We start from the raw sequence: 13,456 nt of genomic DNA, 5'->3' as shown, positions 1-13,456 counted from the left end.
CGCCCATTGTGAAAAAATCACGGATAAAGAGTTGAGTAGTCCCTATAAAATTTTCACAATGGGCGGAAAAAAGCCAGTGATAATCTTTATATGGGAGATGAAGTGGTAGGTTCAGGTTTTGATACTTCTATTTTTTTTTACCGAGATGGAGTCCGATATTGGTATTCCATTCCTCAAAATCGTCATCCAAGTCTTCAATATATGAGGTTAAAGACACCTTTGTGTCTAATTGAAAAGTTTGTCGAAAATTGCTCAAGGTTTGCACTTGTTTTTTTACAACAGAAAGGAGATCAGTGAAATCCCATTTTTCTAATTTATTCTGTAAGTGAGCAAAATCGTTGAGTGCTTGGTCATATTGTTGGTCTTGGACAAGCAGAAGTATTTCAGATAATTTGGAACTATATTCAGCATGAGTTTGATCTTTTTCATTTTGGAGGAATTTGTATTGAGCTTGTAATTCTTGATAAAGGGAAGGATCTTGAAGAGGCGAGGAATTTTGGTCGATCTTTTCCATTAATGACTGAATGGTTTGATAGGCATAAGAATATTCAGCAGCATTAATCAGTTCTTGAACATGGTTCTTTTGTTGGATGATAGAAAGATGAAGATAAATCTGTTTTTGAGTGAAACCTAGAAAATCGGTGAGTTTGGAAATTAGATTGGACTCGATATTTGACTCCAAGGTTCGATAAAGGTTGAAGGCGTCTTCATAGTGATACTGGGAATAAAGGGATTGGAGTTCATTTAATTGGGTGTGAAATTCATGCTGAAATACTTTCCATTGGCGATCGATGCTCTTGCTTTTTATCAAGGAGTTAATTTTTTTTAAATATACAAGACTCAATAACGCGAGAAGTAAAATAACAAGTAATATGAAGACCATTAAATCACCATTATTATTCGATGGAGAAGAATTGGAATTAGTTAAAGAAGCTGTAGTGGTGGAAGTAGATGTTGTTTTAGTAACATAAGATAGAGGAAAATGGGAATTATTGTTAAAGAATTGATAACCGATTGCATAGAGTTGAGCTTGGAAGATTTCAATATTATCTATAGAATTTTCTTCGCTACCAGTAAAGGTATTATGCCCAGATCCTAAAAGACGATAGGTTTCAGCACAATTATAAAAATAGTTACTGTAGACTTGGGCGGAGGATGAAAATAGATCAATCGCGAATTGAATATCAAGCAGACAATTATTGAAAACGATGCTATGGGATGGATCGATATTCAAGAATTGAATTCCAAAGGTACCTCCGTTGATATAATTTTCATGAATTGAAATATTTTGGGATCCATCTTCAACTCGAAGATTGGGGAAATTGTTCGTAAGATAAGTTCTCTTAATTTCAATGGACGTGCAATTGGAAACGATGATTCCCAAATCAAATCTTTCGAGGATAGATTCTTGAATTAGAACATTTTCACAATTTTCAAGTTTCAATCCTACATCGTAGGGGGAAAGACCAGTATATTCGGATGTATAAATGAAAATGTGATTTAGGATTAAGTATTTGTCAGTATTTTTAATGTGAATTCCCGATCCACTTTGCAATCCTTTTCGATAGTCATTGATGATATAAGGATTTTGAGCAGTGCCATCGCCCGATCCATAACAATAGGCAACTAATTCGGAATTACCATCTATAGTTAGAAAATATTGAGTATCATCTGTGGAAGCAGAACTTCGAAAAATTTGAGAAAAAGTAGAGAGATAGACGGTCAACAATAAAAGAAATGTAAATATAACATTTCTGGAAGACTGAAAGACAGAAAATCGTCTTATGAATAATGTAATGATGTCTTTTTCGAATCGCTTCATAATTAATTTATTAGTATAAATTTGTATTAATAAGTGTTCCGAAATAACAAATGGAATAAAAATTTTAGATTGAATGATACACGGAAAAAAAGAAAACTAATTGAGTGAATTTTAAAAACTTAAAATTTACCGTTTTTTCGTTTTTTTCTTAATTCTGCTTCCCACTTCCGACGTTTATCCCAAAATGCTTTTTGTCGTGGATTTAAAGCAATCTCTTGAAGTTGACAAAAACCTGAATCTCGTGCTAGTTTAATCCACATAGAGTTTGTTTTAAACTCCCTTCCAGTTGAAAATGCACTTAATTTCGTCAATAAGTCAGTTCTACCTAATTTATATGCTGTAATTGCTCGCATTAAATCCAGTATATATGTTAAGGTACGATGAAGGTGGGCCATATTCAATCCACGAGTATTTAATCGTTTTTGATTATAAAATGTAGGGTTTGCAGATTGACCTGCTTCAACTAAAGGTCGTTGAGCATACATTAATAATATGTCTTGCTCTGTCCATCCAGGTGGAAAATAATCGGAATTAAACCAAAATCCTTTTTTTAATTCCCGAGTTGGATGAGTTTTAAGGTGTTTTGGTGCACGAAGCAAAGGAAAAATGCCCCGATCTTGATAAAATTCCAGACTTTTCTTACAATACGTACCTGTATCACCCATCACCATCTTCCACTCTCCAATTTTAAGATTATTAAAAGCGGTAAAGGTTTTGCGGGATGCTGGTTTATCGTTCATATTGCCTGGAAAAGTCTCAAAATGTATTGGAAGTGCCCGTTTCCAGCTCCCACAATACGCATAAAGTGTCCAATGAACAAATCCAACACCAAGCTTCTTCCCTGAATGACGATAATATCCAGCATCACTATCATTATACTTTGTTGTTTTTGAATTTTTATTGTTGTTACAGTTCGTTCTGACAAATTGACCATCAAAAATCATGATTCTAGGAATGATTATCCTAAGATCAATAGCTTCACGAACTAAGTTATGAAAATAATCCATGACTCGGGAAAGAGGGATACGATTCATAATATAACTGATATCATCCGCGGAGGGAAAGTAGTAAGAATCATGTAAAATCCCCTTCAAAGGATTATCACCAATAAAATATGACATTTTTTCTAAACCTGAATAATCTTTGAATCCAAGCGGCGACGAAGTAGTTCAAATGCGATAATATCATGAAGGAACATTCCTTTGAAATGAACTCCCTGTATCTCCAATTCATCTTGAATTTTATCAAAGTAACTAAGATCATTCATTTCAAAGATATGATTGAAATATCCTGAAAATTTTGGTAGCGTGTGGAGCATATCCCACTCTGACTGCGGAAGTATGCCTTTTGCATAATCATCATAAGTTGTTTGCCCAAGATTGCGAAATCGCATGAAGTACTTCCGTTTGGGAAGAATATGTGCAATATTTCCGTATATATAATGCTCTAATCGTGTTTGGGATTTAGAAACTATCAATGAAGGGGCTTTCCGGGCGTGACGCTTGAATGGAAACCATTTAAATTTTTTATATACATAGCGATATGTCTTTGGAATCCACATTTCAAGTATTTGAGTTGATTTCAGACCGATATAATCATGTAACTGCATTTGATATATTGAAGGCCGTCGTCGATATTTGAATATTAGAATAGCTGATGCACCCCAGATATTGAATATATTAGTGTAAGGAAAACAAGAATAAAATTGTTTTGGTTTTTATATTATCTAAAATCTTGAAATTGGGCATGATTTTATGCTCATCATCAGATCATTTAAGATCCACTAATTTGGCCTAGCAAACGGGAAATTTTGTGAATGCTAAAAAACGTGTCCACTTTTGCTCGACAAAATTAAATGTGGTATAAAATGGGGGATTCAAAGCCAATGGGTGATAAATTACTAAAAAAAGTGAAAATTACAAAAAGTACGATTCACTCAATTAATTCTTTTTTCCTAGATGATGGGTGAAATTTGCATTCCATTCAGTAAAATTTTCGTCAAGATTTTCAATGTAAGCTCCAATATCATCGGATTCCGAACTTCTAAATTTATTAAAGAATTCTGCATAGATTTGTTGCGGTTTGACTACTTCTTCTTCTAAATCACGAAAACTCCATTTTTTTGGTATCCTGAAGGATTTGGAAGATAATTTCATCGACTTGAGGATATTGACCTTCGTGAATTAACAGGGGAACGGAATCTAACCAAGACACCACTTTTCCTCGAATTTGACTCAATTTATTGATGCAATTTGATTGATGATCCTTTCCCAAAGACTACATCGAAAAACAGGTGAGTGGAATTTTAAGCAGATGCAAAAGGAATTTTCAGAATGGACGGAAAAAAGTCAGCCTCGATCTTTATATAGGAGAGGATGCAATAGATTAGGAAAAAGCAGTGAGAATATGGTATGTTCGGAATAGAAAGGATTGGAGTGAATGGAGTTAAATATTGTTGCGATAAGAAATAAAAAAATACCAATTTCCAGGAGAAAATAGAAATATGCAGAATATTCTAGTTTTTTACCAACTTTGGATGTTTTTTTGGAAGTCCACTCTTCAAAATCATCATCTAATTCTTCGAGATAATCAGTCATGCCATCATCACTAGAAAGATGAAAATTTCCTTGAACTTAAGAAATAGTTGGAATGTTTTTTGTATTTCAGTTTTCAATAAAAATATTTTCCAAATCCAAGAACCAGATGATAGAATTCAAAAACAGAACTTAAAACAAAATCACCCACGAGCTTTATATAACAATATCACCAAAGTATTAATATCCCTTTAGAAATATGTGAGAGAAATATGGCAAAAGGAACTAATCCCGCAGGCACTATTATAGCCAGCGTCTTGATTACTCTGATTATTTCGGGAGCCGGAATGTATTTTGGATTACCACTTCTGTTTCCCAACATGAATCATGAGTTCGTCGAACCTTCGGATTTAGACGAGTATGCTCAATTAAGTGAAATTGAAGATGATGGGATCGTGGTCCAATCCCGATATATGGAATCGAAAGAAAATGCCTTTATCACTGATAACGATTTAACTCCCACAAAGATGCCAGGGACTGAAATGAATTTCACAACGCGAGGAAACACTAAACTTGCAGTTTCTTTTGAAGCAACGATCTTGTTTCATATGAGCAGTGATTTTAGTATTTCGACCAAGTATAACATGACATTATCCATCAATGGAGAACAAAATAAATCTACCCGATTATCCTATTATTCTTCTTCCCCACTAGGGGATACAACCGAATTTGTGGAAAATGTACATATTGAATTTGAATCAGGACCTCTCTCAGCGGGAACCTATACAATTAATGTATACTGGTATTCTCTTTTAGATGCTTCCTTCGGGTCTACCCAATTAGTAGCCGCCACCAGCAGTTATCAGTACCCGCGATCGATTTATGTTCAAGAATTAAAGGTATAAAAATAGCGAGAGCATATAACCTAATTAAAATCAAAACTATCATCTAGGAGTGTTTGTTTTATTTAATTGTTTATTTTTTTAACCTTTTTTCCTCACTCCTACAACGCGTTTAAATTGAGATTGTTATTTTACGATTTGATTTTTCCCTTTTCTTTTGCCATAAAATTAATCTTTCGTGGAAAATACAAAAGGAATTGTTAGGATCAAAGGCATGCATAGACATCCATCCCCCAAGGATGTTTCTACTGTCTGCTTAAGATGAAAACTTATATATGTTGCCGACAAAAATCTAATTACGGTTGACATCTCATGTCTGCCAATCCTGAAGGTTCTGGAGAACAATTGTTAATTTTTGTGATCCTATCACCGCTCATATCAAAAAAAAGTTTGTCATCTCTGTGCGTAATGCTCCTTGATTCCCTTCGAGGTGGATCAGGAAGTGTTGAGGTCAATCATCTTTCATGGACTTTAGTTAATCAATATAATGGATGGAATGTTGAAGTAGATCAATCATTTGCATCCAAGATTTTGAATTGGCTATTCAATTAAATATTGTCACGCCTTACAGCACATGGTGCAGTTCCTTTTGGGATTTTTTTCACTTTGGTGAAAAAGGCGGGAACAGACCGCAACAGGCAGAACCATCATAAGGAGTGGCAGAACTGTGTCACCGATAGAAAATCCTTTAATTCTCATCATAATTGGGGATAAAAGAAGAAATAAGGCACGTTGCTACAACAACATGCCTTAATACACGAATTCAGTAGACGCTGAATTCGGTGATCTAGCATGAGTCAAAATCCCTCAAAAACTTTTAGGTTACACAAAAAAAAGTGTAAATCCCGTGGATCTCTGCACCTCTCTTCGAATTCAACTTTTATAGAACAGATAATTCGCTTTGGAGTTGGAATGGATGTGCATCGAGACACAGTTGTTGTCTGTATCTGTGCCCAAACGGCACAAAATGAAATTATTGTGGTAAAACAGCATTCCTTCCGCAATGTCCCAACAGGTCTTCAAGAAATGATGAACTTTCTGAAAAAGTACCGTCCAATTTCCCACTATCTAATGGAATGCACAGGGATCTATCATCGCCCAGTGTATCATGCGCTAGAACGAGCCTTCCCACAAGAAAAAGAGAAAATTATCGCAATGAACCCCCTTTTAGTCCATCGTCGTTTAACAGATTTGGGAAACAAACATGACAAAGCAGATGCTCAACGTATGGCAGAGCTATCTTTTTATGATAAATTACTCCGCCCCAGCTACGTTGGCGATCCTCAATTCTTTCATCTCCGGGATTGTCTTCGGAGTTACACTCGAAGCCGACAAGATTCAACTCGCTTTAAAAACCGGATCCACCGTGTGCTTTGCAGCATTCACTTCATGTACAAATTCGATTTGGGCAAGGAATGGTCCTTACAAATCCTTGACTATTGGATCCACCATGGAGGGGTCTTCCAAAATGCATTCCAAGCCCTTCTTTTGCACATGATTGAAGAGGGAATGCCGATCTTGATATTGCAAAAGCATAGCGATGATTTTGCACCTTTTGCATCCGTTTCTCTGACACGGGAGAGTACATTTAATTTAGCACAATTATTGCAGCAATTTCTCGAAGTAGAACGCCATGCTGCCCAATACTTGTTGCAGACAGAGCAATTTATTCTCTCGGATGCCGAATTCACAACCAATTATCAAGCATTACTTACAATTCCATGCATGGGTCCCGTATCGGCCCTGCAAATTTTAACTGAAGTTGGAGATTTTCGTCGTTTCAGAGATTGGCGAGCATTCGCAAAGTTTTGTGGCGTTGTTCCAGAGATAAAAGAAAGTGGAAGTAGCATTAATAAGGGACATGTGAATAGATACACAAATGCCCACCTTCGGAGATCATTGGTCCAGATTGCAAATTTAATAATTAACGGAAAAGCTTCTAGAACAGATCTTGATGAATTTGCTACTAAACAGTACCATTCACGTAAGTTGCCGTTCAAAAAGGCATGCATGAAGGTGGCTTTTAAATTAAGTCGAATCGTGTACAACATCCTAGTGAAAAACATTCAGTATGACCCTCACTATGAGCAAACTCAACAAAAGATGCAAAAACTACTGCGACGGAAAGCACGAACAGGCACTTTACTGCAATCCGCACAAGTGCGTGCATTGCGAAAGGATATAGGACGGTTCTTTGTAAACCATCATGAACACCTCAATTCGAAAAGTCGTTTTCTATTGACACGGGGCTTTACACAGATGATTGACAAGGTGAATAAAAAGGATCTGAATGATAAGGATACGAAGTGAGTAAAACGTGTAAAGGTTAAAAAAATATAGACCTTAGTCCATAATGGGGGCTTCAGGCCCCCTGGCTAAGGTTTTTTTTATTTTATTTTATTTTATCTATTTCTAGATCTGGAAATAATTTTGTTTCGATTTTTGGATTTAAGCAATGTTTTCGTGGTGATGTCGATGTTAGGTTTGTAGAGTTTTGGTTTTGTTTCGAATTTTATGTTTGATTTTTTTTCTGAAAGGTTGAATGATAATCACATCTCTTTCTTCGAATTGATCTCCGAATTCATTAAATTATTAACCCAATAGCCTAGCAATTGATTTGGAATAAGCATTCCGAATTAAAAATTGAAATTAGATCATATTGAGGGACAAAAACGAAAAAAAACTGAAAACACAACCCAGATTTAGATTTTCTGTAACGAAAAGACTTCATCTAGCGACCCATCCAAAGTTTGAATTAACAACTCATCATGCAACTTCAAATCTTGGGAGACCCATAGACTGGGATTATATTGAGCTCTGAAAATCGTTTCATCAGGAGGAATTTGAAATAGAACTTTGTGTGCGACCACATCATACCCGAGATAGATCGCTTTCACAATCCGGGCATCTGGCGATATTTTGATCATGAAGCGAACCTCACCGAACGACTCATCCAAGAAAGTTACTCGAGAGGATCTATTTAACCCCATGTTTTCGAATGTTTCCAAGAAAATTCAACGGATTTTTACCCTCTTTTTTTCCCTCTTGGCTCGAGGTTTTTTCTGAGAAAAGAGAATCTTGATCAATCAAAGCGAAAAGGGAAAATATGGAGAAAGATGAAATAGGAAAAAATGGGATAATTTTCGTGGATATTATCCAGCACACCTTATCGCATGGGTTAGATATTTTAGTTTCAAGCGAGAATGAAATTTGATCAAAGCCCGGGTAAATTCTTTATTAACGGGAGAGGATATTACGCCCCATTCTCAGATTAAAGTTTTAGATTTTTTTCAAAGCGATATAATTTTTTGCGCAAAGATTACCATTCAATTCGGAGATCATCGATGAGGTATTAAGTGGCCCGTAAAAACGCAAAAATACTTAAAAGGGCTAAAACAAGAACTCCAAATCCCCATGGATACAAGGATGAAGTGGGGTCGGTATCCCATTGATCGGGAATCCAATCGCCATTGGTGTTGGCATCAAGCGTGAAAGATTAGATCATAGGAGAAGGGGAAAAGGATCATGGAGAGACCCGTAGGGAAAGAAATGGGTGGAATGCGAGAAATATTTGTTCGGAAAACGTGGAAAAGGGGCATTTTGGTGGATTTTCCTTAAAAAAACTCCGAAAAATGGGCGAGTGGAATTTTGAGCAGAACCAACAGGAATTTTCACCATGGCTGGGAAAAAGTCAGCTTCGATTTTTATTCAAATTATTTTTTTTCTCATTTCTGTGATTCATTTACCGATATAGTAATATTTTTGTATAAATGATGAACTATGAGCTATAGTTCACTAAAAAAAAAAGCAAGGTGTCTGTTTTTAGTGAAAAAAAGGGAATAATTTGTATTATATAATAATATTGATAAAAAAATTAAATAAATTAAAGTTGAAACGTAAAAATTTTTGGCCCAATGGGGGAAAAATAGCATAGATTTAAACAAATTTTTATGAAAGTTAATATTTATGCCCCAATCACTCGAAACTAAAAACGTATTGCCCAGAATCACCTAAACATTTAAATTCTAGGCATAATTTATTTGGTTATGCAAGAAATCGAGACTTATGGATCAATAACAGACAGGGCCAAACATTTATCCAGCTATCTTCTACCAGAACTTAAGAGTGGGTACCCCCCTCAATATTCAGAACAGATATTTGATCAAATTGGCGATTATGAAGAAGTAATTAAAATTCATACACCAGATTTGTATCAGTTGGCAAAAAGTTTAGCAGATGAACTAAATGTCGATTATCGACGAATTATAGCCTTTGAATTTACCCCCATGCGTTTTCAAACAGCGTGCCAACTGATAGCGATTGGGGGAAAACACACCAAAGATGGTCAACCATTACTGGTGAAAGTGCAAGAATGGAGGAATGAAGATGCCGGTAGTCTTCGCCTGTGTTATAGTAAGGCCTCACAAAAATTGCAGCACTTTGGAGTAACTTTTCACTGGCCGTTATTATCCCGATACGGAGGTATAAATGAATCGGGTTTGGCGATCTCCAATGTATCTGCGTCTTTTGATCATAAAGATCCCGGGATCATGGCCAATATTGCTATACATCATATGCTTGAAAATTTTCATACGGTTCAAGAAGCCGTGGAATATCTTCAAAACATGCCGAAAGTATGGGGAGCAGTTTATTTAATAATGGATAAGGACAGTACCATTGCGAAAGTAGAAGTACACTATAAGAAAACGAAAGTAACTTATTCAACTACAGGATTTGAATATGTTAGTCTCTTATATGATGATCCTGAAATGTTAAAATTTGTAAGTCAAGATAGATACGAAGGCTGCTATGATTTAACAGTGAGTCGAAAGAAACGGATGGTCCAATGGTTGGAGGAAAATAAGGGAGATATCACCCCAGACAAAATTAACAAATTATTGCAGGAACATGAACATAAAATGTGTGTGCATGATCTGGAAGGCTTAGCCATCTGTTGGGCCTATATCTTGAAACCCGGGCAGAAAAAAGCCTTGGTATGTCAAGGACGTCCATGTGAAAATGAATTTAAGAGCATTGCAACGGAAATATAAAACATTCAAATTCGACTAATTTTATTTTTTTCCCGTTATAACAGAAATGAGACAAAAATACGGATTAATTTTTTTAAAATGGAAAGTAGGAAAAAATGTGGGGAATTTGAAGCGTGTTTTGCCTTTGAATTGTGGAGAACCAACCAAGAAATGAAAGGAAAATGGATATATTTTGGAGAAAATTGTAAGTTAATCATTTCAAGGAAAAAAATTGGACTAACTTCTTGCTTATTTGCCACCATATCTTATCCACGGATTAGGAATTATGGTTTTAAGGAGAATGTAATTTGATCAAGGCTTTAGTAAATTCTTTATTGGCGGGAGAAGATATAACGCCCCATTCTCAGAGTAAAGTTTTGGATTTTTGTCAATGCGGTATTTTTGTGTCGCAATAAATGCCATTGAATTTGAAGATCTTCGATGAGAACTTGATTCATCCGCAGAAGCAAAAATAGAGCAAGAATTGCTATAACAGGTAGTCCAAATCCCCATGGATACCAGGCTGAGAGCGGATCGGCATCCCATTGATCGGGGATCCAATCGCCATCGGTATCGGCAACAAGCGGATTCGTACCATTCCCATATTCCCAGCGATTTAAGAGAGTATCATTATCAAAATCAAGAGAGCCATCATCCAATAAAGGATTTAAATCGTAGAAAACCTCCCATCCATCAGCCATCCCATCACGATCCGAGTCCCACCTATTGGGATAAGTATGATTTTGAAATTCCCAATAGTTGGTTAGTCCATCAGCATCGAGATCCATATTGCCATCTATTGTAGATGGATCAAGACCATAGATTCGTTCCCACCCATCAGTCATCCCATCGGAGTCGGTATCAAACCCCGGATCTATAATATTCATCATACCAATACTATCAACCAGAAAGAGATAATCGGTAAGGACAAAAGATTTTTGGAAAGGGCGAAAACTTGAATAATCGCCATCGGAATAAGGATACTGAAAATAGAGCGACGATGTATAGAAAATGGAACTATAATTGGAAATATCATATACTGTTAGACCATCACCCGATCGAGATGAATACAGATAGTTTCCCACAACTTGCATCTTAGTGAACTCATCATATCCATAGGTCAATTTACTGAAGCGAGTTGATCCTAAAAGTTCGATAGACAGCGGATTAGAAATATCAAGAATATCAAATTCACCCTTTTTTCCAAGGAAAAGGGAATTCTCATGCGTAAAAAACGAAAAAACTTGATTTCGCCACGATTTCTCATCATCCCAAAAGGGAGCAGTTTGATTGTAATAATTAATTTGAGTGGGATTAAGGCTATCGGACACGTTAACGCTTTCAAAACCATTGGTTCCATAGGCGATGAATAAATTATTTTGGATGGAAATAATATCATAAACAGATCCTAAAGTGGAATTATATTCAGAAAGAATGGCTGGTTCTGTTGGAAAACTGAGATTGAGGAGAGTAAAACCATCTTGATCCCAAGCAGCAAACCCAAGATCATCTTGGAAATAGAAATGAGAAAACGATCGAGTATGTGGAAGAAATTTATTTTCCAAGATGAAATTTAGAGGATTGGAAATATCAAATATGAACAAGCCTTCATCCTCGGCCGATGCGTATAAAAGGTCATTGGTCAAAGTTAAATCGGTAAAAGTGATATTAGAATGGAGTTCTTGAACCAATTCAGGTTTGATGGGATTGGAAACATCCAAAATGAGTAACCCAAGCGAATTGGTGGCAATGATTACATAGGAATCTACAAGCACAATGTCATTAAATCCTCCCCATGCTTGTTCATAAAAGCGAGTGTCATTCCAAAGAGCTAGGTGATAAAGAGGTAAAAGATCAGAAGATGCTGATTCAACAAAGCCAGATCCATCTATGATGGAGTTTGGTGAATTTAGTACCGACAGACAAAGAAGAAAAATCATTAGTTGTCGTTTTGAATCCATGATCTATTATTAACAAAAAGGGTATATAAATTTCAACTCTGTCGAAAAAAAACAAAGGAAGAAGAGGTGAACAACTCGAGAGGGATAATTGGAAAAAGAGGAATAGAGACATTTCATAATTATTTTCAGAGAGTATCAAAATAAAAAACAGAAGGAAGAAAATTTAAACCGTTTCAGAAAATATTTTCAAATTAGGGAGAACAAATAGACAAGTTCATTATGTTGGGGATTTACTTAAAAGATCGGAAAAATAGATGGATTTCCTGGAATTAAAAAAAGAATCTCCAAGGAAATTATTTAAGATGCTTAAGGAAAAAATCTCTAGTAAAGGTGATAAATTCCTGTAAAATTTCCCGATGAAAGTGGTGTTCTGCGCGAGGAATAATCTTTATGCGGTGATTTGCATCTTGCGGCATTTTATGGAAGGCTTCTTCAGTCCATGCTTGTTGGACTGTTGGATCACAATCGCCTTGCAATATTAGGGTCGGAATAGTAAATTGTTGCAACATAACGTCAGGAGTTCCCAAGAGCGATTCTTGAAAACTTTTCTTATCTATTAACACATCTTGAAAATTTGCCCCCGCCTTGATTGGTTTTCTTCGCAAGGATAATATGAGAGAATACAATTTTCGCTTCAATTTACTGGCCGCTCTAGAAGGATAGAAAGCCGGAGCCCAAAACACGGCGACCTTGCGATCGGGAAGCCGAGCATGGAGGGACACTAATCCCCCCATAGAATACCCCACAGTTCCAATGGTATGATAACCTAGGTTTTGAGCATAGATATAAACATCCTCTAAATCTTGGATGGCATGGGAAATTCTAATGGGTTCGCGAATGTTTTCACCTTGCCCAGACAGATCAAAAGCTAGAACTTCAAACCCGACTTCCAATAATGCAGTAGCCAATTTGTGGTATCTTCCTTTATCAAAATTAGGATTATTATAACCCGCATTTTCTTTATCCCCGCAGTATCCATGAACAAGGATCACTAAGGGGAGTGTTGGATTGAATTGTTCCAAACGGGAATAATGGATGGTGTGTAGATCATAATCACGTTGGTTCGTTATGAGGAATTTCTTTTCCATTGTTTGTTTCAATCTGTTTGGGATTAAAAAGGTTTTTTCATTCGTGCACGGGAATTCAGTGTTGAGTGATAATGCGAATGGATTAATTTTACGATAAAAAAAGTTCAAACTAACAGAAA

Annotated in this window: 12 protein-coding genes; 4 read left to right on the top strand and 8 right to left on the bottom strand. The window is 36.1% G+C overall.

Annotated features, from left to right (window positions below):
* Positions 1 to 127: 127 nt before the first annotated feature.
* From NEF87_RS25465 to NEF87_RS25445, 5 genes are all read right to left on the bottom strand, one after another.
* A complete protein-coding gene (locus tag NEF87_RS25465) occupies positions 128 to 1,822 on the bottom strand; it encodes a NosD domain-containing protein (RefSeq protein ID WP_457918053.1) in 1,695 nt (564 codons plus the stop codon).
* Between the two features lie 119 nt (positions 1,823 to 1,941).
* The gene (locus tag NEF87_RS25460; RefSeq protein ID WP_457918052.1) at positions 1,942 to 2,943 is read right to left on the bottom strand and encodes a hypothetical protein; all 1,002 of its coding nucleotides are present in this window, start codon (positions 2,941 to 2,943) and stop codon (positions 1,942 to 1,944) included.
* A gap of 5 nt (positions 2,944 to 2,948) precedes the next feature.
* Entirely contained in the window at positions 2,949 to 3,431 is a 483-nt protein-coding gene (locus NEF87_RS25455; RefSeq protein ID WP_457918051.1) for a hypothetical protein, read from the bottom strand.
* A 331-nt stretch (positions 3,432 to 3,762) separates the two neighbouring features.
* Complete coding sequence (locus NEF87_RS25450) at positions 3,763 to 3,978, bottom strand: hypothetical protein (protein ID WP_457918050.1); 216 nt, start codon at positions 3,976 to 3,978, stop codon at positions 3,763 to 3,765.
* Between the two features lie 192 nt (positions 3,979 to 4,170).
* Positions 4,171 to 4,419 (bottom strand): hypothetical protein, encoded by a 249-nt coding sequence (locus NEF87_RS25445; protein ID WP_457918049.1) that lies wholly within the window; start codon positions 4,417 to 4,419, stop codon positions 4,171 to 4,173.
* A gap of 209 nt (positions 4,420 to 4,628) precedes the next feature.
* Here NEF87_RS25445 and NEF87_RS25440 point away from each other — a divergent pair, with 209 nt between their 5' ends.
* The 3 genes from NEF87_RS25440 to NEF87_RS25430 all read left to right on the top strand — a co-directional run bounded on the left by NEF87_RS25440 (position 4,629) and on the right by NEF87_RS25430 (position 7,568).
* Positions 4,629 to 5,261 carry a hypothetical protein gene (locus NEF87_RS25440; protein WP_457918048.1) on the top strand — a complete coding sequence of 211 codons (633 nt, stop codon included), beginning with the start codon at positions 4,629 to 4,631 and terminating at the stop codon, positions 5,259 to 5,261.
* Between the two features lie 309 nt (positions 5,262 to 5,570).
* Positions 5,571 to 5,810 carry a hypothetical protein gene (locus NEF87_RS25435; protein WP_457916722.1) on the top strand — a complete coding sequence of 80 codons (240 nt, stop codon included), beginning with the start codon at positions 5,571 to 5,573 and terminating at the stop codon, positions 5,808 to 5,810.
* Between the two features lie 240 nt (positions 5,811 to 6,050).
* A complete protein-coding gene (locus NEF87_RS25430) occupies positions 6,051 to 7,568 on the top strand; it encodes an IS110 family RNA-guided transposase (RefSeq protein WP_457918047.1) in 1,518 nt (505 codons plus the stop codon).
* A 392-nt stretch (positions 7,569 to 7,960) separates the two neighbouring features.
* Here NEF87_RS25430 and NEF87_RS25425 read toward each other — a convergent pair whose 3' ends face one another.
* Positions 7,961 to 8,185 carry a hypothetical protein gene (locus NEF87_RS25425; protein ID WP_457918046.1) on the bottom strand — a complete coding sequence of 75 codons (225 nt, stop codon included), beginning with the start codon at positions 8,183 to 8,185 and terminating at the stop codon, positions 7,961 to 7,963.
* A 1,119-nt stretch (positions 8,186 to 9,304) separates the two neighbouring features.
* Between NEF87_RS25425 and NEF87_RS25420 the strand changes: the two genes are divergently transcribed.
* Positions 9,305 to 10,309: a carcinine hydrolase/isopenicillin-N N-acyltransferase family protein gene (locus NEF87_RS25420; protein WP_457918045.1), complete on the top strand. Its 1,005-nt coding sequence runs from the start codon at positions 9,305 to 9,307 to the stop codon at positions 10,307 to 10,309.
* Positions 10,310 to 10,620: 311 nt separating this feature from the next.
* On the opposite strand, the gene NEF87_RS25415 is transcribed toward NEF87_RS25420, so the two are convergent.
* Complete coding sequence (locus NEF87_RS25415; protein WP_457918044.1) at positions 10,621 to 12,249, bottom strand: LVIVD repeat-containing protein; 1,629 nt, start codon at positions 12,247 to 12,249, stop codon at positions 10,621 to 10,623.
* 293 nt (positions 12,250 to 12,542) lie between these two features.
* The gene (locus tag NEF87_RS25410) at positions 12,543 to 13,337 is read right to left on the bottom strand and encodes an alpha/beta hydrolase (protein ID WP_457918043.1); all 795 of its coding nucleotides are present in this window, start codon (positions 13,335 to 13,337) and stop codon (positions 12,543 to 12,545) included.
* Positions 13,338 to 13,456 lie beyond the last annotated feature (119 nt).

This window comes from Candidatus Lokiarchaeum ossiferum, assembly GCA_025839675.1.
Taxonomy (GTDB): Archaea; Asgardarchaeota; Lokiarchaeia; order Sigyniarchaeales; family Promethearchaeaceae; genus Lokiarchaeum; species Lokiarchaeum ossiferum.
This window is presented reverse-complemented; position numbering and strand designations above follow the sequence as displayed.

Bases quoted from the DNA above. Each gene is read 5' to 3' on its own strand.
- NEF87_RS25465 (WP_457918053.1), bottom strand. From the start codon at position 1,822: ATGAAGCGATTCGAAAAAGACATCATTACATTATTCATAAGACGATTT.
- NEF87_RS25460 (WP_457918052.1), bottom strand. From the start codon at position 2,943: ATGTCATATTTTATTGGTGATAATCCTTTGAAGGGGATTTTACATGAT.
- NEF87_RS25455 (WP_457918051.1), bottom strand. From the start codon at position 3,431: ATGCAGTTACATGATTATATCGGTCTGAAATCAACTCAAATACTTGAA.
- NEF87_RS25450 (WP_457918050.1), bottom strand. From the start codon at position 3,978: ATGAAATTATCTTCCAAATCCTTCAGGATACCAAAAAAATGGAGTTTT.
- NEF87_RS25445 (WP_457918049.1), bottom strand. From the start codon at position 4,419: ATGACTGATTATCTCGAAGAATTAGATGATGATTTTGAAGAGTGGACT.
- NEF87_RS25440 (WP_457918048.1), top strand. From the start codon at position 4,629: ATGGCAAAAGGAACTAATCCCGCAGGCACTATTATAGCCAGCGTCTTG.
- NEF87_RS25435 (WP_457916722.1), top strand. From the start codon at position 5,571: ATGTCTGCCAATCCTGAAGGTTCTGGAGAACAATTGTTAATTTTTGTG.
- NEF87_RS25430 (WP_457918047.1), top strand. From the start codon at position 6,051: ATGAGTCAAAATCCCTCAAAAACTTTTAGGTTACACAAAAAAAAGTGT.
- NEF87_RS25425 (WP_457918046.1), bottom strand. From the start codon at position 8,185: ATGATCAAAATATCGCCAGATGCCCGGATTGTGAAAGCGATCTATCTC.
- NEF87_RS25420 (WP_457918045.1), top strand. From the start codon at position 9,305: ATGCAAGAAATCGAGACTTATGGATCAATAACAGACAGGGCCAAACAT.
- NEF87_RS25415 (WP_457918044.1), bottom strand. From the start codon at position 12,249: ATGGATTCAAAACGACAACTAATGATTTTTCTTCTTTGTCTGTCGGTA.
- NEF87_RS25410 (WP_457918043.1), bottom strand. From the start codon at position 13,337: ATGGAAAAGAAATTCCTCATAACGAACCAACGTGATTATGATCTACAC.